The following is a 21,321-nucleotide window of genomic DNA, read 5'->3' as shown; positions in this document are numbered from 1 at the left end:
GTTATGCGATCTGTGGATTCGCGTAGCAGCGTAACACGGTGGGTATGTTTAACCTCAGTGATTTTGTTTTGCTTTTGTATTGCGGTGATGAGGTATGGGGGAGTAAAAAAGAGGCGTTACTTTTATGGATTTTGTCTCCACCCTAGAGAACGGGCGGATATAACGGAAGTCATTCTCCGTTTTCCAAGGGAGGAACGTAATGCATCTCGTGAACTGCGCTGGGTGAAAAAGGATAGGCAATGGTTTATACAACTGGCGCATGCGATACATCCTGCAAAACAGGAAGTATTAGAACGATTATTTCAATATCTTTTTACTAAAAGACGTTTTGAATTTATTACAAATAATACTCGTTTTTTCTCAGACTATGCTCTCGGAAAACAACCTGCAGTGCAGATGAAGTTTACAAAAAAAAATGGCGCTGCTATAGGCGACATATACTTTGGTGCGTTGAACGGTACAGGACTTGGGCGTTATATTCGAATTGGAGATAACGCAGCTGTTTTTTTGACAGAGGATGATTTTACCCCTTTTTTCAGAGATGAAAAGCGGTTTTGGTGTGATACGCGGCAGTTCCATGAACTCTTCACACAATCGCAGATACAAATGATGGAAGTTTCAGGGAAATACATCGTGAGGAGTCGGACGTCTGTAGTGTTTAAAGAGGTCGAGCAGTTTTTCGCACGTTTCTCTTATGTTGATGTTGGACCTACACCGACTCAATGGAAAGAATCAATTGTCATTCACCGGGGAGACGGAAAGATTATACGGTTTCGTCTTCAGCCTGCTGCTCACCAGGAGTGGACTCTGTGGGATGCACAGAGCGTGCACGCATACACCCTGAGCGCTTACACCGCACGGTACCTGTTTGCTCTCATTTCCCGCATGCAGACAGAAACTGGTATGAGCTCCTTGCAGCAATTTGACACCGAAGAAAACCTTATCTCTGACTAGGATTGAGGATGCTCAGTCCTGTAGCGTGTCCCACACGTCGTTGAACTTTGTATGTATTTTCTGAAATACACGTGCCAAAATGGGGTCAAAGCTTTGTCCAGACTGTTCTAAAATCATGTGTGTAGTTTGTTCATGAGAAAATCCCTTTTTGTAAGAGCGTTCCATACGCAATGCATCATATACATCGGCGATGCTCGTAATACGTGCAGAAAGCGGTATCATCTCTCCTTCCAATTTGAAGGGGTATCCTGTGCCGTCCCAGCGCTCGTGATGACTGAGCGCTATTTCCTTCGCCATAGGGTCAGGGTAAGAAGAAAGAATGAGCGCACCGTTGATAGTATGCTCCTTCATGAGCTCCCACTCTAATTCGTTTAATCCACCACGTTTTTTCAAAACGTAGTCGGGAATACCAATTTTCCCCACGTCGTGCATAGCTGCAAGAAAGGCGATATTCTCTACAAAGTCCGTATCGACTTGGGGGTATAAGTTGATGTCATACAGGTATTCTGCAATGAGTCTGCAATAGTGATTAACGCGCTCGCAGTGCAACCCTGTTTCATTGTCTTTAAGCTTTGACGCTTGTAGCAAACTACTCAGCATATTACTGATCTGCTGCGAGTACATATCTGAAATGTCTTCGAAAAGAACGATATATCCAGAAGGTTGGGCGTCGCTGATGGAAAGCGGGATAAAACTTGTGCGCGTGTATAGCGCTCTTTTTGCACGAATTTTATGGGCCATCGTGCCTCTCCAGGTAAATCCTTTAGAGTGAGATCGGACACAAGAGAAAAAGTCTTCAAGTTCCTTACGGCTGAGGATATTCCCAAACACATTAAAGAACGGCTTTCTCTCCAGATGGTAATAACCTCTAAAAAGAGAATTCGCTTCGGCGCTGATATATTCAATCAGCAGATTGCTGTCTAAAAAGAGCATGGGCAGTTTTGCACTTCCGATAAGATCAAGTCCTGAGCCGAGAATGGGGTTTTGTTCACGTATAAAATTGTAATCCTCTCTGATTGGATTGGCATTTTCTCGTATAGGTGCATCACCTTCTTCAGATTGAAGTTCTTCGATATCATTAATGTCAGAACAGATATCTGAATTGCCCATAGTATTAGCTTCCTTTTGCGTAAGTTCGTGTTGTGTACTGCGGCGCTCCGCGCTCCCCCGGAGTGGCGGCGCTGTGATTGAGCACTTTTACCAAAGCAAGGAGTGTCTTTGCTCCTTCATGAGCGTCAGTTTCTACGTACATGAAAGGAACCGTGTTGTCCTGGCTTTCCATTACACTTTTAAAAAGTGCTGTTCCCGTGCCGCACACCAGGCATGGAACCCGTGTGTCCACTTTTTTTACGATTTCTTGTGCGTGGTTGTGAGAGTCTTCAAAGAGCGGCTCTCCTGACTTAAAGCAGTTCCAAAAAAAACGACCACGTTTTGCATCTAGTATGGACAACACCCGTCCTGTGAACGCGCGGAACGGATGTGCCGCAAGGCGCAGCGTAGGCACGGCAATAAAACGGGCTCCGACACCCAGCTGTAGGGCTTTTGCAACTGCAAAACCGGTACGCAAGCCGGTAAATGAACCAGGCCCCCGAGGACAGGCAACGATTTGTGTTTCCTGTACAGGAAATCCTGCGCGTTTTACGACAACGTCAAGCGCACGCACGAGCTGTTGCTGTATGCAACAATGCGCACCTTCGATGCTCACAACAGCGGTGCCTTGTGCTCCTTCAGCTGCAACGTTGAGGGCATGCGCAACGGTGTTGATGGCAAGTATATTCATACACCCCGCCCTCTTTGCCTTTTTGCAAGACAGGAAGCACTCTGCGCTACGCTACGGTAATCTCTCGGTTACCATCTGCGAGCACACGCAACGAGATGGTAACAGTGTACTCCGGCAGTTCTGACGCGACCCGTTCTCCCCATTCAATGACACAGACTCCCGTGCCGTATACGCACTCCTGCGCACCGATATCAAAGAAGTCTTCCAGGGAAGCGAGCCGGTACACGTCCATATGATAGAGCGTCAGCCTGCCGTGGTAGACTGCCAGCAGTGTGAAGGTAGGACTCGTAATCTCCTCTTGGATACCGAGTCCCAGAGCGAGCCCCTTTACAAAACAGGTTTTCCCTGCCGCTAACGCCCCCTGCAAGACTACTACGGAACCTTCCTCAAGCAGCCTTCCGACTACCGTGCCCCACCGCGCAGTATCCTGCGCTGAGCGACTGACGCACCTCACCGCGGCGAGTCTACCGTTTTTAAAAAAACTGGACAAGATCTAACGCGGCAACTGATTCTTCTCGATCAACAGTCTCACTACACGCTTGAGTGCTTGTACAAGCGGTAAGAGCGGATAATCAATTGCATCAACTAATTTTACCTGCACGCTCTTTTCCCCAACGGGAGTGGTCTCTACCGAAAACTCAACCCTTCCTGAATGAATTCGACCGAAGAGAGAGTAACATGCAACAGCAGAAAACTCCTCCCGGTAGTAGAGATACGTATCCTTTCGCGTAATGTGGTCGAGATTGCGAATCAGTCCGTCAAACTTCATTGTACACCCATGTCCATATGCAAGATACCGTCACTTAAATCCCGAACAACCGGTGCCAACTCGTACTCCGCAATATCACCGACAGCAACGCTGTCCCCTTCTTCCATTGCTTCTAGTAAGCCCTTAAGCAGGGGAGAAATCTCGCGCTGGTAATCGTGCAGGGCTTTTCCCTTAATTCTCAGGCCATGATCCAAATCAGCGATGTCCGAGAGAGTAAAGCAGTGATAAAGACTTTTCAAGAGAGCAGAAAAGTCACTGACCATAGCGTAGCTCTCTGCAAGATTACCGCTATGCATGTTTACTGCGATTTCTTGTAACGCAGCTGTGCGTGCAAGGAGAGTGGTACTAATCTCACGCAAGAGTGCACGCACGTCTCCCCCTGAAAGAGTGGTAAGATTAAGGGTGACGTCGGTATCCAAGGATTGGCAAAAAAGTGTATCCAATTCATTAGCAGACAGTTCCCTACCATTGACCGTCACCGCCGATACCGTTTGTTTTTCTTTTTTACACGCAGCTTCTATCGCGCCTAGAACCTCCCCAATAGTTTTTTCATGTTCAATGACATACTGCAGTGTATGTCCGTTAATCGTAATGTCCATTAAGACTCCCACTAATTCCTGTTGCGAACAGACTGGTTGAAGTTCTGAATTGCGTCAGACTGCTTTTGTAGAGAACGAAGCGCGCCATCCATGGTGTGATACTTGTGTCGCAGCTCCCGTTCCTTCTTTTCCAGTTGCTTGTCGTACGTTTCTACGCGTTTTTCTGTCGATTTAATACGCTCGTCAACGCCGTTTGACCGTATGGCAAAAATACCCGATCGTCCCAAATAAGGGTTGAGCAGTTCTGTTAGGGTGAATGCAACGCCATTGTCCACAAGGAGGTCACCATCTGAATCGTGCCCAAAAAGAGCACGCACCTGATCCTTTTGTGCGTTCAAACTGGAATGTAATTTTTCTTCATCAATTTCAAGATAACCGCGTAGCTGTGCCGTGTTAATGCCAGACGAAGCGTGCGCTTTTGTGGAAATGCCGATGTGTGCAAGTGTCCGCGATGCACCGTCATCGCCGGCGCGGTACGCATTGCTGGTATTGCGTCTCAGTCTGTCTTTCAGCATAAGAAGCGTGGAATCCCCGTGGAGGCTGCCGAGTTGTTCTGTCTCTTTCTTTTTCTCCTCGGGGGTAAGATACGCAAGCTCGTCGATAATGGCTGACTTGTTACTGGTGACAATGTTAATTTCTGCCATGAGTCGATTGTACTTAGCAACGAATTCTATAATAGCGTTCTTCATGGCGTTCACGTCGGGGGTGACAGAGAGCGTTTCGGTTTTTTCTGTACGTTCGTGCAGCGAAAGCGTAACGCCGGGGATAAGGTCGGTGATAGAATTAGTTCCGCGCGTAACGTGCACCCCATCGAAATCAAACGCTGCATCCTGTGCTTGAGAGGCAGGGTTCACGGGGACATAACCACCTGGTGCATCCTCGGCACGCACACGGATAGCGCGCAGTGTCAGTGCGCCTCGCGCCTGCGCGTTATCCAGTATGAGCGCGCGAACATCCCCGTACTCGCGCAAAGGAATGGATACCATCTGCGGTGCGTTCTGTGTAAGCACCAGCGGTGGTAAAGGAAGCGCGTGGCCCTGCAGAGACTCAAGTGCAAGCTTACCCGATCCTGCCAAGGCACCAGTTGAGCGTGTGTCATCCGCGTTGTCTGTGGACGACCCTGAACCTTCGTGGGTGGCCGTGCCCTGCGACTCTCCAGGTGCGCGCGGATTGTCTCCTTTGTCGTCGACAGCTGGGTATTTTTCCAAGCCGTCCGTGGTAGGCAGATCTCCCTGGGAAGCCTCGTTCTTTACTGTGACCCCCTCAAAGAACACTGAACTGGTTTCTTCCTGTACAGGAGCGCCGTTTGCCGGTTCAGTAGGGCGCACAGCAGCTGCTCCGTCCTGATTATGTGCAGCGGACGCCGTATTTCCGTGGGAAGACGTGGGAGCGCCTCCCTGTGCGGGCGTGTGCGCACGCGACTCTTCGTTTGCAATAGATGCCCCTTCCAGAGACGCGACAAACTCCAGCGTAAGCCCTGCCTGCGCGCGCAGAGGGTGGGGAAAATCCAAACGCGCGTGTTTTCCAGGTCCAACACTGAGTACATCCTGTGTAAAAACGTCAGAACGTGCTTCCTGCACGACGCGCAGGCGCAGTGCAAGGTCCAGCGCAGCGTCTTCAAAGGAAAGACGACTGCTCTTTCCCGTTAATTCTGAGCGAAACAGGAGCGCACGGCTCGCACCGCTCGTTTTTATCTCTGAGAGGGTGAGTGAGTCTTTGCCCTGCTTGTTGACGGCACGTATAAAATCACGATAGTGCCCGCCTTTCCACGACACGCATATTTTTTTTTCTCCAATACAGAACGTATACGTCCCGCTGGGAACGCGAAAATCCTCAGGGAGGGGGTCTGAGAGAAACGCATCCCCTTGTGCGATGTCTTTGACGCGCAGTGTATGATTCTGCTCGGCAGCGTCTCGAGTAGCATCGACGGTGAACGCACGCTCGTTGCTAGAATGAGCTTCCTTCTCTGCGAAAGGGTTGTTGAAGGAATAGAGTCCTTTGACGGCGTCACGCAAATCGCGCGCATACCGCTCCACGTCCTTGAGCGCGTTGTTCTGAACCTCGTAAACCTTCACCTTTGCCGCAGCGTTGTCCCGAGGAATGCGCTCCTTTTTCATAAGCGACTGGATGAGGTTATCGTACTTACCGGCCCCTACTCCGGGGATGCGGACATCAGACACAATGACTCCTCGAAAGCTGCGGAGAGTGGATCAAGACTCCAGCCGAGTTCCCTTCAAAAAAACCCCACGCGCGGCTTGTCGGCTTACAGATACGCAAACTTAACAAATACAAAGTACATCCCCAGCGTTTACGCCGTAATGGCAACCGCAGGGTGTGATGACAGAAAGATAAAGAGAAAAGAAAAGGGAAAGAGGCATGCGGCTCCTCTTTCCCTCATGGGCGTTCACAAGAGATGACATCCGAAACTCTCTAATGAAGACGCTGAACGTTTAAAAATATACCGTCGCGATATGCGCTTACTGCATCAAGCGGAGCACTGCCTGTGGCTGTGTATTTGCTTGAGCGAGCATTGCCATAGTCGACTGCTCGAGAATCTGGTTCTTCGTGTAATCGACCATCTGCTGCGCAAGGTCCGCGTCCCTGATGCGAGACTCGGCTGCCTGCAGATTTTCCGCCGCGATAGCGATTCCCTGATACGCGGTTTCAAATCGATTCTGGTAGGCACCCAAATCCGCACGTTGCTTGTTAATCTCCTTGAGCGCGCTATCAAGCGTACCGATGACCTTGTTCGCCCCGTCGACGGTCGCAATGCTGATGGAACGACTGCCGTCTGTCCCTTCATCGGAGAAAAAGCCCAGAGCACTTGCCGTCATGGTGTTAATGAATATTTTCTCATTCTGGTCCATGTTCGCACCGACGTGCAGCTGCATGGGCCCAAGGGCAGACTCGCGGGAGAAGCGGCCCGTGAGCAAGTTCATGCCGTTAAACTGGGCCTGGCTTGCGATTCGGTCTACCTCGTCGACAAGCTGTGAAACTTCCACCTGGATCTGCATGCGATCCTCGGCGGAGTAGATGCCGTTTGCCGCCTGGATTGCAAGCTCCCTCAGGCGCTGGACGATTTCAGTTGTCTCCGCCAAGTATCCTTCGGTAGCCTGAATGAAGGATATACCGTTTTGGATATTTTGCCCTGCCTGGTTGAGGCCGCGGATTTGGCTACGCATTTTTTCTGAGACAGCCAAACCAGAAGCATCATCTCCTGCACGGTTAATGCGGTAGCCAGACGAAAGCTTTTCAATGTTCTTAGCAATTGCAAGTCCGTTGATGCCTCCCTGGCGTTGCGCGAACATCGCACTCATGTTGTGATTGATAATCATATGACCCTCCCTGAAGTCCTTCCACCTCTATTCCTTTGATCCATAGGGTGGAAAACCGTATGCACGGACGCAGGCGAGCACGCCGCACCCTGCACGCACCGCGCCACGGAAAACGGTTCTGAAGCTTTTTAGAAAAAGCCTCAGAACCGCCCACACGAAGGCCTGCAAGGGAGAAATCTTTTCAAAGATCATTCTAGAAGGGCACCACAGGGCAGCCCCTGTGGCCCAGTGTACTCCTCTTGCCCTTTTTGGACAAGAGCGCACGCGGCGTAGCCGGCTTACCGGAGAATTGAGAGAATCGACTGCGCGCTGGTGTTCGCCTGCGCAAGCATTGCAGTGCCAGACTGGGTGAGCACCTGATTCTTAGTGTATTCAACCATTTGCTTTGCGATGTTTGCGTCCCTGATGCGAGACTCAGCTGCCTGCAGGTTCTCCGCAGCGATGTCAAGACCGACAACTGTGTACTCCATACGGTTCTGGTAGCCTCCGAGATCCGCACGCTGCTTGTTGATTCTCTTCAAAGCAGCATCGATGGTGCCGATGCTCTTGTTGGCCGAGTCTGCAGTCTCAATGGACATGATTGACTCATCCACGCCGTTTCGTACGCCCAGCGCCACCGCAGTCATAGTGCCGATGTACACGCGCATGCGCTGGTCCATGTTAGCGCCGATGTGAAACCACATGGAGCCACCGATGACGTTCTCACCTTCAGTGCGGGAGAAGCGGCCCGTGAGCAAGTTCATGCCGTTGAACTGGGCAGAACTAGCGATGCGGTCTACCTCTGCCACAAGCTGCGAAACTTCCACCTGGATCTGCATGCGGTCTTCAGCAGAGTAGATGCCGTTTGCCGCTTGAATTGCAAGCTCTCGGATACGCTGCATGATGTCGGTGGTTTCTTGCAGATAGGCTTCGGTAACCTGAATGAAGTTCACACCGTTTGAGGCATTGGTGGATGCCTGGTTGAGGCCGCGGATTTGGCTGCGCATTTTTTCTGAGACAGCCAAACCAGAAGCGTCATCCCCTGCGCGGTTGATGCGGTAGCCGGATGAAAGCTTCTCGATGCCCTTTCCAACCTGGACATTGGTGTGCCCGAGTGTGCGTTGCGCGAACATCGCACTCATGTTGTGATTGATAATCATGCATTCCTCCGTGGAATCTCTGACATTCCTGCAAGACGTCCGTGCCCTGCAGGGGCCCGTGCACCGCACGAGAGCAGAAACGGGCCAATCCTATTTTCGGAAAAACGGAAAAGGACTTGAGGTTTTTTTCGCCTTTTTTGTTACGTTCCTTGGTAGGTACGTCCGGGTGTGCGTTGGCTATGCAGGTTGATCGGCTATCGTTATGGGTATGCGGTATGCGGCGGCTACCGTAGGCAGGGTGGCAGGTGTAGCGCCCAGCTCCATGCACAGTACACGCGTGTATCGCACTGCGTCCTGCGCATCGCATGGGAGGTAAACGGTGCAGATTATGAGCTTTTCCGCCTTTGGATATGAAGGCGAGGTCATAAAGGTGGAAGTGGATCTTCGGAGGGGACTGCCGGTAGTGGATATTGTGGGACTGCCAGGGTCTGCGGTTAAAGAAGCGAAGGAGCGGATCCGCGCTGCTATCCGCAATGCAGCGCTTCCCTTTCCTCAGGAGCGCATTCTCATCAATCTGAGCCCTGCAGATCTGAAAAAGGAAGGGAGTGCGTTTGACCTGCCCATCGCATTGGCAGTGCTCCGCGCCCAGGTACACGCGAGCTCTGCAGAGGAAACGCCGGAACTGACAGGTGGTGCGCGCGGATGCGCACGCGAGGTTCGCCGTGTGATGGTACTCGGAGAGCTTGAGCTTTCAGGACGTATCCGGCCAGTGCGTGGCACGCTTGCAGCAGTTGCCGCAGGATTAAGCGCGCACATTTACGATTACATCGTGCCAAAGGAAAATGAGGCAGAAGCGCGTATCACGCCTGGAGTGCGCGTTTTTGCCGTGCAAGAACTTCGTGCAGCTCTTGTTGCCTGCCAGCAGCTAGCTGTAGAACCGCAGGATGCGCCGCATGAGCAGTCCGCTCCTGGGTGGGGTCAGTCAAACTCAGTTCTCTTGTGGGAGGGGAAGCAGGTTTCTGTGGAAGACACCGCGCATCGCGTGCACCTTCCGGCAGATACAGGTGCGTCTGTGCACCAGGACGCGGGTATGGATGCAGGGGCAATTATGGCGTTGTTCCCAAAGCGGTGTCCGGGTGCGGTGGGAGAGACAGGCGCGCGCCCTGAGGGGACAGCGCCGGGTGTATCGCCATTTCTATTTTCGGTTGGCAGGTCCACGGGAGACGCATCTGATTCTGCCGGGGGAACAGGGCAAGAACGCCCGGTGCAGCACTGGCCACACGCTGCGTTGGGGGTTACCGGTGGGTTTGAAGACGTGCGGGGACAGAGAAAACTGATCCGGGCACTACAGATTGCAGCTGCTGGAGGACATCATCTTATTGCGTACGGGGCGCCTGGGTGTGGCAAGACGCTTTCGTTGAGTAGGTTTGCGCTTCTTCTGCCAGACTTGGATGCACGTACGGCACTTGAGGTGACAAGAGTACACAGTATTGCAGGCCTCCTCCCAAAGGGTGCTGAGCAGGACCCGCTCATGCGGCGTCCGCCGTGTCGCACGCCGCACTCGAGTGCGAGCGCAGAAGGAATAATTGGGGGTGCAGGCACCTGTCTTCCGGGAGAAATTTCTCTTGCGCATGGGGGAGTGCTCTTCTTAGATGAGGCGACGCAATTTAAGCGTCCGGTATTAGAGACGCTGCGCACACCGCTTGAGACAGGGCAGATAACAGTCAGTCGCGCAGGAAAAAGCAGCACGTATCCTGCACGGTTTCAGTTGCTTTTGGCAGTCAATCCGTGTGCATGTGGGAATTTTGGGGTGCAGCACAAGGTATGCACCTGTGCGCCTCAGGCGGTGGAGCGGTATTGGCGCAAGCTGACTGCGCCTCTTTTAGATCGCGTTGATTTGCGGGTGGAGGTGCTGCCGCCTGCTTCGCATACGCTGCTGTCCGAACCGGCATGCTGTACCGCGCGCTTGCGCAAGACGGTTGCGTGCGCACTTGAAGCGCAGTGGGAACGGCAGGGGAGCTGTCTATGTGCGCCGATTAACGGGCGGTCATCAACGGTGGAAGATTGGATTCGATACCGGAATGCGCGTCTTTCTCCTGAGAATGTGCAGCGTTGGTGTATGTTGACAGATGATGCTGCGCGGGAGTTCCATCGTGCAGTAGGAAAGGAGCAGCTATCGGGGCGCGGAGGACATGCGGTATTAAAAATAGCGCGTACAATTGCAGATATAGAAGGTGTTGCGCGCTTACAGGTGGCGCACGTGCAAGAGGCCGTAGCCCTTCGTACGTGGAGTGCGCTTTTGCCCCATTCTCTGACGTAATCGGGGCACTGGTAGGGGCGCAGCGTATGGGAAAGGGAAGGGACTGTGCGCAAGGGTTGCACGGAGCGGATGCGGTGAGGTAGTCTAGTGGTACGGATGAGGCGGAGAAGAGCTTGTTCAAGCGGTGGCGCGTGCGGATGTGCTGCGGTGCGCGGTGCGCGCAGCTTTCTATCAGTTCGGGTTCTGGGGATGCGTATTGGGATGTCTGCCTTGTGTCTTGCCCCGCTTTTTGCGCGGACAGCTTCTTTGGGCGCGTGGTCTTCGCAAGGGGGTGAAGTTCTGGGGGAAGTTCGCGCACGAGTGCCGGCGCACCGCAGGGTGCGGCGTGCCGTGTCTGGAACGTCCGTGACGCCGGTTGTTGCAATGGCAGCAAAGACATCCGAGAAGCAGAAGGGAGTGGGCCGTCGTGCCCTCTCGCTGAGGACAGGCGGCAGATATGAAATGCTCGGCTTGGCATTTACCGCTTTAGCAGACGATGCAAGTTTTTTTGAGGCGAATGCAGCAGGGAGTGCCGCGTTCCCCTATCTCCTGGTGGGAGGGTTTCACTTTGCCCGGGTTAATCAATCGCACACAGATACGATTGCACTTGTGCACAGCATAGGACGGACCGGCTACGGTTTTTCTGCGAGTGTTCAGTATCCCTACCTGACAATGGAGGGAAAGGCAGTAGGCGGCGTTGCCATTTTCAATGTGGCGCACCGTTTTTTGTCTGCCTATCGTTTTAAAGGCATCAGTGTGGGAACCAACGTGAAAGTTGGCTACCGCGATTCTTCAGCCGGCGGGGAGAGGAATAAAAAAAACCAGGGGGGTAAGAAGCACGTGGTGGTGACCGCAGACATCGGTCTGCAGGGGACGTGGTCGGTGGCCAAGAATTTTGGTTCCCATGAGCCGAATCTGTGGGTGGGCGGTACTGTCAAAAACGTTGGACTTTCAGTTGAGGTGGACGCATCCAACAGCGGTTCTAGCATGAGTGGCGGCAGGACGGTGCACGCTACAAACTCGAGTTTTATTCTCGCATGTGCGTATCAACCGATACGGTGGTTTCTCTTTGGCACGGGGATTGAGTGGAAGTACAACGTGCAAGAATTTGCAGACAACAATAGATTCAGATACGGCGTAGCGTTCCTGCTCCTGCCGGTGCAGTACGTTGCGTTTGGCTCAAATGTGTTTCTCACCGGGCTCGCCTCAGATATCCGTGCAAGTGCAGGAGTAGAATTCAAAAGTACGTGGGTGCGTGTGGATCTCACATACACCTATGAGTCAGACAAGGATGAGCATGTCATTTCCTGCGGAATTGCAGGATTTTTTAATCGAGACCGACGCAAGCACTTGGAAAAGGAAGTATACACTTCATACCTGCGGGGGCTGCGTCACTATGATGCGCAGCACTATGAGGAAGCGATTGCCGAATGGCGCCGCACCCTGCAGCGTGCCGGTAGCTTTGAGCCGGCGCGAGAAGGTATCGAGCGTGCAACGAAGCTTTTGCAATTAAACCGGCAGGTTTACGATTTTCATTTTCTTCACTGAACTCTGCTTTATCGGGAAAGACACCCTCGGCGGTTGCGCCCGGCGAGGTGTGTTCTTTATACGGGGCGTGCGCCGTGCGGTTCAAAAACAAGTGGCACGCTGCTGGGGACTCCGCCGCCTGTGGCGCTGCAGGCGAAATGCTCAACGCCTGGAATAAATGTTCCGATACCGCCCGTTATGGACGTGATTACGTACACGGGTGCGGACTTAGTTCCGGATCATGCGCGGGGATGTGAGCCGTTCAGCGTGTGTCCGAGCCCTGCAGAAGTGCGCCGCGCAGTTCTTTCAAGTAGTGCGTTTTCCGATAGCGGGGGTGCGCGCGCTCGTACGCGTAACCGTCTTGTTCCCCGTTTTCCCCTTGAGGAAGAGATAATTTCGTTTCATGAAAGTCCTGATACCCTCGATATTCCTGAGTCAGGCAGCGGAGTCAGTGGGAGACTCGGAGGAGGGCGGGGCTTACGCGCGCGCTACGCAAAATGGAGCACACGTGCAGAAGCGCGTTTGATACGTGCGCAGGCGCTCAACGCTTCGGGGTTGCTCAGCAGTATTTCAAACCGTTCTGTTCGGGTGAGCCGCAGGCGGGGTATAGGGGGGATGCGTTTTTTCCGGAGAGAAAAGAGTGCACGCACGCCGCTTGCGCGCACCGCGGTGCCTCGTTTTTCTTTTCCTTCCTTTTCGGTGCCTGTACGTTCTTTGCAGGATGCTTCTTGTGTGCCGTTGTGTGCGGCGTTGGCTTGCGCGCTGCTCTTTGTGCTCATGGTGCTGTGTATCCCGTGGGCGGTGCACGTTACCGGTGGCAGAAGGCTTGCGCTGGTGCGTTTTGAAACAGACAGCACGCTGGCGCATGCGCTGCGTCGTGGGGTTTTTCGTGCAGAGGAGGTAGAAACGCGCGAGGGCGGCGCGAACGCTGCCGCGCTTGCAGAGGCGTTGGATACGCAGCTTGCGACGGTGAGCTACCGCACGTACACCGTACGTAAGGGAGATACTATTAGTGCCATTGCGCTGCGCGCAGGACTCAAGCATATGGGGACGCTGCTGTCGGTGAACGGAATTTCAAACGCGCGCAGACTATCGGTAGGGGATCAAATTACTATTCCGTCCATGGATGGACTCATGCACACGGTACAAAAGGGGCAGTCGCTTAGTGCAATTGCCAGTCTCTTTCGTTTGCCCCTGAATACGTTGCTGGATGCGAATGATTTAGTCAGTCGTGCATTAACAGTTGGACAGCGTTTGTTTATTCCGGGTGCAAAATTATCTGCTTTTGATTTGAGGAAGGTGTTGGGGGAGTTATTCATGTATCCAATTCGCGGGCGGCGCACCTCTGGGTTTGGGTACCGCTCAGATCCCTTTTCAGGCAAAAGGAGCTTTCACAATGGGATTGACCTAGCCGCACCCTATGGGACGCAGGTGAAAGCAACGCTCGATGGGAAAGTGGCAGAAATTGGATATAGCAGAATTTACGGGAATTACCTGATCATCGTGCACGGCGGTGGATACCAAACCATGTATGGGCATTTAAGTTCGGTGATGGTAGGGCGTGGGGCGCGGGTAGTCCAGGGGACGACCATTGGGCGCGTGGGGGCTAGCGGTCGGGCAACTGGTCCGCATTTGCATTTTTCAGTATTTAAGAACGGGTCGGTGGTAAATCCGTTAAAAATTTTGACAAAATAAGGGGTTGTGTGCGGCGCTTGAGTGCTTCCTGTGCGTGTACCCTTTCTGTGTGGAGCGGTCATAGTTTTTGCAGCAGGGTACGGAAAAGCGTTAAGACCCGATCGAGATCTTCGGCGGTGGTGTGTGGACCAAAAGAGAAACGCAGCACGCCGCGCGTTGCGCGGGATTCTACCCCGAGTGCACGCAGAAGGCGTGTTGAAACGCCACCTTTCTTTGTCGAGCAGGCAGAACCGGTGGAGATGCACACACCTGCGTCTGAGAATGCACGTACTAATGCCTCGCCGCTGGCGTCTTGTACCGCACAGCAGACGATGTAGGGAGAGAAGTGCGCTTCGTCTTCTTTGCGCGTTGCAGGGACTAGTTGCACCCGCGGTAAATCGCTGAGTGCACGCACAAAGGCGCACGTACGCGCTCGGACACTGCGTAACCCTGCAGGAGCTGTGGGCTTCGTATGCGGTGTAGGGCCTTCCGGAGTGGTATGTAGAGTACGGAAGAAGGCGCCTTCGCGCACGCAAGCGGCGAGCGCGAGCGCACCTGCAAGGTTCTCAGTTCCCGGGCGGCGCTCTTTTTCCTGTCCGCCTCCCAGGACAAAGGGGGTAAATGAACGGTGTGCGCACAGTAGCCCAATACCCCGTGGTGCGCCTATTTTGTGGCCACTGATTGCTACCGAGTAGGTAAGCGCGCGTTGTGCAGTGGGTGCGGGGTAGCCCGGTGGTGTCTGTGGCGCGTTGTTTTCCTGTGCATGTTCCTCTATGCGCGGAAGGTCCATATACAGATTGAGCGGTATTTTCCCAAAGGCCTGTGCGGCGTCTACGTGGAGCTGGATAGAGCGTCCGCGTGTGCCTGTATGTGCAAGCACGTGCGCAATAGCAGGGAGCGGCTGGATGGCGCCGGTTTCACTATGTACGGCGCTCACGCACACTAGCGTGGTACGGGGACTGAGCGTTGCACGTACAGCCTCAGGGGTAATGAAACCGCGGGCATTGACGGGGATGTGGCGTACGGATACCTGCAACCGCTCAAGCCGGGGCAAAAGTGCAGTGACCGACGCGTGCTCTAGCATACTGACGCTGATTTCTGCGTGAGGAAGACGAGTAAGGACAGAAAGGAGGGCAAGTTGATTTGCTTCGCTCCCGCCTGAAGTGAATATAAGGCGTTCTGGATTGATGCCTAAGCTCTGGGCACACGTGTGTCGTGCTCGTTCGAGCGCATCGCGCGCATCGTTTCCCAAGCAATGCACAGCAGAAGGGTTGGCAAAGAGAGTACAGGCCTGTTGCGTTTCGCGTAGGATAAGCCGGGTTTCGGGTATAGCAGCTGCAGCCCAATCCAAATAGAGGTTCATGGTGCGTACGATGCCTGAAAAGTGGGTGTGGCTCAAGGAAGGATCGGGGCATTAGCTATCTCCTTGACGTGTGAAGTACGGATGGGGTAGGCTGGTCGCCTCGGGGCGGCGCGGATGAGCGCGCAAAAGGAGCGGTGATTTTGAAAAAAGAAGCTGCAGGGGTGTGTTCTTTCGCGCTTCTGCTCCTTGCGGGTATGAGTATTTTTTCCTGTCGGAAGGGTGCTGAGGGGGTGTCCTCTGCCGGGGAGGCTGCGGATAAGAAGGCGCTGACTGCTGATCAGCTCGATCCGCGAAAGGTGCAGGAGCAGGAGCGGCAGAAGACGCCGCTTTCAAAGAAGAGTGTGGGGTATGCCTTTGGGGTTCTCATGGGGGTGACGCTGCAGGATTCGAAGTTAGACGTTGACCTGGGTCAGGTGTGGAAGGGTCTAAAGAAGACAGTCAGTGCAGACAAGGATAAGCAGGCACTTGCGGATGCGCAGGACGTGCTACAGCGTGCGTTCGAGGCATATCGGCAAAAAGAGGTAGAGAAGAATTCGCAGGAGGCAAAGGCCTTTCTTGAAGAGAATGCGAAGAAGCCAGGTGTGCAGGTAACTTCCTCTGGGTTGCAGTACGAGGTGGTAAAGGCTGCAGATGGTCCAAAGCCGCAGGGCGGTCAGAGGGTGCGCACTCAGTACAAGGGGACGCTGCTTGATGGAACGGTGTTTGATGCCTCTCGAGATAAGCCTGCGGAGTTTCCGGTGGATGGTATGGTGCCTGGGGTATCTGAGGGCTTAAAGCTGATGCCGGTGGGTTCTACCTATCGGTTTTATGTGCCTTCTTCCTTGGGGTATGGGGAGCGTGGTATCGAGGGGGTTATCCCTCCAGGTGCGCTCCTAGTTTTTGAGATAGAGTTACAGGAAATACTCCCAGATTCAGCTTCGAAAAAGTGAGCGATGTGCAGCAAGGCAACGGATGGGCATGGGATCGCCTGTGACCTGTGGGTTACCTTGCTCGTTCGTCGGGTCTCCCCTTGGGGGAGGTGGTGAGTCTCCCTGTTGGTGCGCTGGACCGTAGCCTGCGAGGCGGCTCGTGGCTTGGTTGAGTCAGAATGGTTCCTACGCGTGCGTGTGTTCTGTGGGTTTGAGTTTAACGTTCTCCCGTGTGCTTTTGCACTGAAAAGGCGTCTATGTGTGGAATCGTTGGGATGGTGGCGGGGCGTGATGTCTCAGGTCTCTTGCTTGAGGGGCTGCGTCGTCTTGAATACCGCGGGTATGATTCTGCAGGGATCGCTGTCGTTGGCTCGGACTGTGCGCTCCGCCTTTTACGCTGTGAGGGTCGTGTTCAGTCGCTCTGCGCGCTATTAGGTCAGAGTCCTCTTTGCGGGACCATGGGCATTGCGCACACCCGGTGGGCAACGCACGGCAAGCCGTGTGCAGCGAATGCGCATCCGCATTGTTCTGAATCCGTTGCGATAGTTCACAACGGTATTGTTGAAAACCATCGGTCTTTGCGTGAAATGCTAGTGACCCGTGGCTATTTTTTTCATTCACAAACTGATAGCGAGGTGCTCGCGCATCTTTTGCACTGGGAGTTGCGGTACACGGCGCACCTCCTGCTTGCGGTAAAAAAAGTGTTGACGCAGGTTCGGGGTACCTACGGGTTACTTTGCATGGACGCTGCATCTCCTGGGCGGTTGATTGCTGCGCGTTCTGGCAGTCCGTTGGCGGTAGGACTCGGCTGTGGGGAAAATTTTGTTACGTCAGACCCGCTTGCGCTTGCGCATGTTACGCAGCGTTTTTTGTATCTTGAGGAAGGAGACATCGCAGACGTCCACCGAGATAGCGTGTGCGTCCACGACGCGCAGGGAAACGTTGTGGCGCGTCCTGTTGTTACGTATCAGATGCAGCTTTGTACGCAGGATAAGGGTACGCACCGTCACCATATGCATCAAGAAATATGGCAGCAGCCACACGCTATACGGCATACGCTGAATGCCTATATGTCGTTTTCTTCGTCTTCTCGCGCACAGGTGCGGACGTTCGGGGAGGACCGGGTCTTGGACGGTACCTCGTGTAAGACGTTTGAGCGGCTGTTTAGACGGATAACACGGGTGCGCATTATCGCGTGTGGTACCTCGTACCATGCAGGGTTAGTGGCGCGTTACTGGTTTGAGGCATTTGCAGGGGTGGGATGTCAGGTGGAGATTGCCTCAGAGTACCGCTATCGCACGAGCGTCGTGCACGCGCGTGAAATAGTACTGACGATTTCTCAGTCGGGAGAAACGGCTGACACCATTGCCGCACTGCGCCTGGCAAAAACGCAAGGGTATCTCTGTGCGATTGCCATTTGCAACGGGGCACGTTCCACGTTGGTGCGTGAGTCGGACGCAGTGCTGCTCACCCACGCGGGGTCAGAAATAGGGGTTGCTTCAACGAAGTCTTTTACCACCCAGCTGGTGTGCTTGCTCGTGCTCACCCGCATGATTGCGCAGGCAAAAAAGATACTCACGCAGGAGCCCGAGGACGCGCTCTCTGCGGCGCTCCAGCGACTGCCTCAGGATGTGGAGCACGTGCTTGAGTGTGAGGCAGACGTTGCGCGGTGCGCGCGGCATTTTGTGCATGCGCAGCATGCGCTCTTTTTGGGGCGTGGGGAATTGTATCCGATTGCAATTGAATCGGCGCTCAAGCTGAAAGAAATTTCGTACATCCATGCCGAAGCATACGCAGCGGGGGAGCTAAAGCATGGGCCCCTTGCATTAGTGGACGCGCAGATGCCGGTGGTTGCAATCGCGCCGGCGTCACCTGGCGTCCTGTTTGAAAAAATGGCCTCAAACATCGAGGAAGTTCGCGCGCGCGGCGGGATGCTCTACATCTTTACGGACGTGCCGGAGCGTTTTGGCCCGGTATGCACGCCCGAGGCGGACGCGCCGGAAGGGGCGTGCAGTCAGATAGTCACCGTACCTTCGGTATCTCCCCTTACCGCGCCGATTTTTTACGCCGTACCGCTGCAGCTGTTGGCATACCACATTGCCCTGCTCAAGGGGACTGACATTGACCAGCCGCGGAACCTGGCAAAATCGGTGACGGTCGAGTAAGGGGTCCGCCCCCACTTTCCGCCGGTGCCGGCAGCGTGGCACAGGACGGAGCAGATGATGCCGCGGCGGCGCGGCTAGAAAATGTTAAAATCGTGAACCTTTTGGTTCAGCTGCAAAAGCTTGGTGGCGCGCTCGATGCCTTCCCGCGCAGGCTCAAAACTGACGCCCTGCTGCAGCGTGCGCTTCCACTCGGCGATGGCCTCTGCGTAGCGCTGCGCGTGGTAGTGGCGCAGCCCGCGCAAATAGGAGCGGTACACCTCTTGCCACAGGGGTTGTTCGGGAACCGGTTTGAGAAAACCGGCTACCCCAATTGAAACGTAGTGGGGCCGTGTGGGTGTCGCACTCCAAAGATACGAATACGAGGCGGTGCACCGCACGTGAGAAAACTGCACTTCTGCCCCTGCGCTCGCGCGGACCTGCTGTGGACCCATCCCCTTCATAACCACGCTCGAGCTGAATGCCAATTGCCTGAGCGGAAAAAGCATGAACGCCGCCCCATACCGGAGCGAATTGACGGCTTTGATAGACCCCACATTGTAGAGCCACTCAAGCCCGGCGCCAAAAAGAAAATACCGCACCGGCTGGTACGCAAGCGCAAGGATAACGCGGGAGTCCGTGACGTGGGCAGGTTTCCCGTCGCCATTGCCCCCTCCACCGCCGCCGCTGCCTCCGGCGCCGTTATTTCCGTGAAGGTTTGTGGCGTTGATTGACGCGCCAATGTTGCGGAATGCTACTCCTGCCCACAGGTTTGGCTCATGCGCACCAAAGTTTTTAGACACCGTCCACGCACCGCGCACCCCTACGTCCGCGGTCAGGACTATGTGGTGGTTCTCCTTCCCGTTGGAGCTCTTTGACTGGCTGCTACCCCCCCCCCGGGTGTGGCGATACCCCACCTTAAGGTTTGCGCCCACGCTCACGCCCTTAAAGCGATAGGCGGAAGAGAAAGCGTGCGATACGTTAAAAATTCCCACGAAGCCGGTGGTTTTGCTGGACATGTCTGGGTAAAAGGCGCGTGCCGAAACGCCGTAGCCGGTGCGCCCCGCCCGCCCGACAAAGGAAAGTACGTCTATGTGGGAGTCGGAAATGCGCATGGTGTGAAAAAAGGCGAGCGTCATGCGCGGTATGGTGGCGCTTCCTGCGGCGTTCGCTTCAAAGAAGCTGGCGTCATCCGCCGTTGCGGTGGCAACAAGGTCCAACGAGCCTTGTCTGCCGCCGGCCTGCAGGGAGAGCGGACGGTAGTCCACGTCATTTCGTGCCATGACCTTCGGTTTCTGCGCGGTGACCACGAGCGTTCCCCCGCTCGCGCGGGAACTGACCACGCCGCCCCGAGATCGCAGCGTCGTAGCCCGGGCCGCCCGCGTGCGCCGAGGCAAGGAGCTGCGCGGAACAACCCCGCGTGCGCCCAAAGGAGCGTCAGCAACGTGCTGTGCCAACACGATGCGAGGGGAGAGCAGGAGGGCCCCCAAGCAGAGCCCGCGCGAACCGACGCGTGCAAAACCGAACACCAATCGTCCTCCTACGCGTACTGGCGCAGCCGACACACACGGCCGCCGCACCAAAAAAGCGGCAAAACCCCCTCCACGTCTTGCCGCTCCGCATTCTTCAGCAGGGCACCGGCGGGCGCCCCGGCATATTATGAATTAATTTCGGCCGAGCAGTATCGCGCCACCCAAGGAAAGGTAGTGCGAAGCCTTCGCGCCTGTGCACCCACTCCCACTGCTGATGTCGCTGACGTCACAGCGGTATCCCGCGTTCAGCTTAATGCGGGCAATGCGCGCCTCTGCACCCACTCCCACTCGCATGTTAGCCTTGTGGTTGATGCGGAAGCTCGAACTCAAGCTCAGGAAGCTGAAGGGATCAAACATGGCGCCTATGCTGTAAGCCAGGTTCTGGTACAGCGACTTGGCGTCACTACTAGCCAAGGTCTGCACATTCATGCTGGTGGTGGCACCAAGGCTAAAGAGGAACCAGCTGAAGGGCCGGTATGCAAACCCTGCACGCAGCATGGTGTCTGTTGCGTGCACCGTACCTTTGTCGTTGCAGTCCTGACAGGGGCAGTTACAGTCGCAGTCCTTGCAGCACGCCTTCTTGCCGTTGCAGCAGCACCTCTCCTTGCAGCAACCACACTTTTCACAGGTACTCGTGCAGTTCTCTATCTTGTCCGAGACCTTTACGGTCAATCCCAAGTTGGTGGCCGCAAGCCCGATGTACAGGTTGGGCTCTTCAGAGGTAAAGGACTTGGCAACGTTCCCCACCCACTGCAAGCCGATGTCACTGGAGACAGAGGTGTGCTGCAGGCCCTGCGCGTCGCGGAACCCCGCCTTCAGGTTGGCTCCCAGGGAGAGACCTCCGATACGCCGGGCAAAGTTGATGATTCCAATTGCCCCGCGCTGCTTAATGGGGTTCGAAGCAGGTGTGCACACGGGCTCCGTGGTGGTAGAAAAGTCAAACCCAGATTCAGGGAAAAACATACGCATCGACGCGCCGTATCCCCAGTTGCCCGACTGGCCAACGTAAGAGAGCGTTTCGGCGTGAAACGAGCCAAAGCCAGTGGTATGGAAGAAAGCCAGCTCCCCGTGCGTCATGTTCGCACTTCCTGCCGGATTTGCCTCAAAGAAACTTGCATCATTTGCCAGCGCGGTAAACGCACCGTCCAAAGACGCATACCGCCCGCCGGTGGGCGCCCACACCGGCCGCTGCCGCAATTTCTGCATTTGCCCTTTCTTGGGTTTTGCAGCGGCGGTCGCAGCCATAGTGGAGCTTCCCAACGCCAGCGCGCACAGGAGCGCTCCGCACCTATGCGTAAATGTATGTCTGATCATGGTGCCCATTGTAATGCACGCGCGCGCAGTTGGCAAGCGGAGCACCG

18 protein-coding genes are annotated in these 21,321 nt (G+C 54.7%); 6 read left to right on the top strand and 12 right to left on the bottom strand.

Going from position 1 to position 21,321, the window contains the following annotated elements:
- Window positions 1-3 precede the first annotated feature (3 nt).
- Complete coding sequence (locus tag TPANIC_RS04330) at window positions 4-954, top strand: DUF4340 domain-containing protein (RefSeq protein WP_010882321.1); 951 nt, start codon at window positions 4-6, stop codon at window positions 952-954.
- Window positions 955-966: 12 nt separating this feature from the next.
- Here TPANIC_RS04330 and TPANIC_RS04325 read toward each other — a convergent pair whose 3' ends face one another.
- The 9 genes from TPANIC_RS04325 to TPANIC_RS04285 all read right to left on the bottom strand — a co-directional run bounded on the left by TPANIC_RS04325 (window position 967) and on the right by TPANIC_RS04285 (window position 8,576).
- On the bottom strand, window positions 967-2,064 hold the full coding sequence (locus tag TPANIC_RS04325) for an HD-GYP domain-containing protein (protein ID WP_010882320.1): 1,098 nt from the start codon (window positions 2,062-2,064) through the stop codon (window positions 967-969).
- A 4-nt stretch (window positions 2,065-2,068) separates the two neighbouring features.
- A complete protein-coding gene (gene tsaB, locus TPANIC_RS04320) occupies window positions 2,069-2,734 on the bottom strand; it encodes a tRNA (adenosine(37)-N6)-threonylcarbamoyltransferase complex dimerization subunit type 1 TsaB (RefSeq protein ID WP_010882319.1) in 666 nt (221 codons plus the stop codon).
- A gap of 46 nt (window positions 2,735-2,780) precedes the next feature.
- Window positions 2,781-3,188, bottom strand: a complete 408-nt coding sequence (gene tsaE / locus TPANIC_RS04315) for a tRNA (adenosine(37)-N6)-threonylcarbamoyltransferase complex ATPase subunit type 1 TsaE (protein ID WP_010882318.1) — start codon at window positions 3,186-3,188, stop codon at window positions 2,781-2,783.
- A 39-nt stretch (window positions 3,189-3,227) separates the two neighbouring features.
- Window positions 3,228-3,503, bottom strand: coding sequence for a hypothetical protein (locus TPANIC_RS04310; protein ID WP_010882317.1), 276 nt, complete (start codon window positions 3,501-3,503; stop codon window positions 3,228-3,230).
- Window positions 3,500-4,102, bottom strand: coding sequence for a hypothetical protein (locus TPANIC_RS04305; protein WP_010882316.1), 603 nt, complete (start codon window positions 4,100-4,102; stop codon window positions 3,500-3,502). The genes TPANIC_RS04310 and TPANIC_RS04305 overlap by 4 nt, the downstream gene beginning before the upstream one ends.
- Window positions 4,103-4,113: 11 nt before the next feature.
- Window positions 4,114-6,282, bottom strand: coding sequence for a flagellar filament capping protein FliD (fliD, locus tag TPANIC_RS04300; RefSeq protein ID WP_010882315.1), 2,169 nt, complete (start codon window positions 6,280-6,282; stop codon window positions 4,114-4,116).
- Between the two features lie 297 nt (window positions 6,283-6,579).
- Window positions 6,580-7,437 carry a flagellin N-terminal helical domain-containing protein gene (locus tag TPANIC_RS04295; RefSeq protein ID WP_010882313.1) on the bottom strand — a complete coding sequence of 286 codons (858 nt, stop codon included), beginning with the start codon at window positions 7,435-7,437 and terminating at the stop codon, window positions 6,580-6,582.
- Between the two features lie 27 nt (window positions 7,438-7,464).
- Window positions 7,465-7,701: a hypothetical protein gene (locus TPANIC_RS04290; protein ID WP_010882312.1), complete on the bottom strand. Its 237-nt coding sequence runs from the start codon at window positions 7,699-7,701 to the stop codon at window positions 7,465-7,467.
- Between the two features lie 14 nt (window positions 7,702-7,715).
- Window positions 7,716-8,576 carry a flagellin N-terminal helical domain-containing protein gene (locus tag TPANIC_RS04285; RefSeq protein ID WP_010882311.1) on the bottom strand — a complete coding sequence of 287 codons (861 nt, stop codon included), beginning with the start codon at window positions 8,574-8,576 and terminating at the stop codon, window positions 7,716-7,718.
- 319 nt (window positions 8,577-8,895) lie between these two features.
- Between TPANIC_RS04285 and TPANIC_RS04275 the strand changes: the two genes are divergently transcribed.
- The 3 genes from TPANIC_RS04275 to TPANIC_RS04265 all read left to right on the top strand — a co-directional run bounded on the left by TPANIC_RS04275 (window position 8,896) and on the right by TPANIC_RS04265 (window position 14,037).
- A complete protein-coding gene (locus tag TPANIC_RS04275) occupies window positions 8,896-10,836 on the top strand; it encodes a YifB family Mg chelatase-like AAA ATPase (protein ID WP_014505635.1) in 1,941 nt (646 codons plus the stop codon).
- An 87-nt stretch (window positions 10,837-10,923) separates the two neighbouring features.
- Window positions 10,924-12,363, top strand: a complete 1,440-nt coding sequence (locus tag TPANIC_RS04270; protein WP_010882309.1) for a UPF0164 family protein — start codon at window positions 10,924-10,926, stop codon at window positions 12,361-12,363.
- A gap of 33 nt (window positions 12,364-12,396) precedes the next feature.
- Complete coding sequence (locus tag TPANIC_RS04265; protein ID WP_010882308.1) at window positions 12,397-14,037, top strand: peptidoglycan DD-metalloendopeptidase family protein; 1,641 nt, start codon at window positions 12,397-12,399, stop codon at window positions 14,035-14,037.
- Window positions 14,038-14,095: 58 nt separating this feature from the next.
- On the opposite strand, the gene TPANIC_RS04260 is transcribed toward TPANIC_RS04265, so the two are convergent.
- Window positions 14,096-15,379 (bottom strand): cysteine desulfurase family protein, encoded by a 1,284-nt coding sequence (locus TPANIC_RS04260; protein ID WP_010882307.1) that lies wholly within the window; start codon window positions 15,377-15,379, stop codon window positions 14,096-14,098.
- A 134-nt stretch (window positions 15,380-15,513) separates the two neighbouring features.
- Between TPANIC_RS04260 and TPANIC_RS04255 the strand changes: the two genes are divergently transcribed.
- Together TPANIC_RS04255 and glmS are read left to right on the top strand one after the other, a co-directional pair.
- Window positions 15,514-16,308: an FKBP-type peptidyl-prolyl cis-trans isomerase gene (locus tag TPANIC_RS04255; protein ID WP_010882306.1), complete on the top strand. Its 795-nt coding sequence runs from the start codon at window positions 15,514-15,516 to the stop codon at window positions 16,306-16,308.
- A gap of 236 nt (window positions 16,309-16,544) precedes the next feature.
- Window positions 16,545-18,452 carry a glutamine--fructose-6-phosphate transaminase (isomerizing) gene (gene glmS, locus TPANIC_RS04250; RefSeq protein ID WP_010882305.1) on the top strand — a complete coding sequence of 636 codons (1,908 nt, stop codon included), beginning with the start codon at window positions 16,545-16,547 and terminating at the stop codon, window positions 18,450-18,452.
- 74 nt (window positions 18,453-18,526) lie between these two features.
- Here the strand turns inward: glmS and TPANIC_RS04245 are convergent, their stop codons facing one another.
- Window positions 18,527-20,011: a UPF0164 family protein gene (locus TPANIC_RS04245; protein WP_014342835.1), complete on the bottom strand. Its 1,485-nt coding sequence runs from the start codon at window positions 20,009-20,011 to the stop codon at window positions 18,527-18,529.
- Window positions 20,012-20,092: 81 nt separating this feature from the next.
- Complete coding sequence (locus tag TPANIC_RS04240) at window positions 20,093-21,319, bottom strand: UPF0164 family protein (RefSeq protein ID WP_010882302.1); 1,227 nt, start codon at window positions 21,317-21,319, stop codon at window positions 20,093-20,095.
- Between the last annotated feature and the right edge of the window lie 2 nt (window positions 21,320-21,321).

This window comes from Treponema pallidum subsp. pallidum str. Nichols, assembly GCF_000410535.2.
GTDB classification, from domain to species: domain Bacteria; phylum Spirochaetota; class Spirochaetia; order Treponematales; family Treponemataceae; genus Treponema; species Treponema pallidum.
This window is presented reverse-complemented; position numbering and strand designations above follow the sequence as displayed.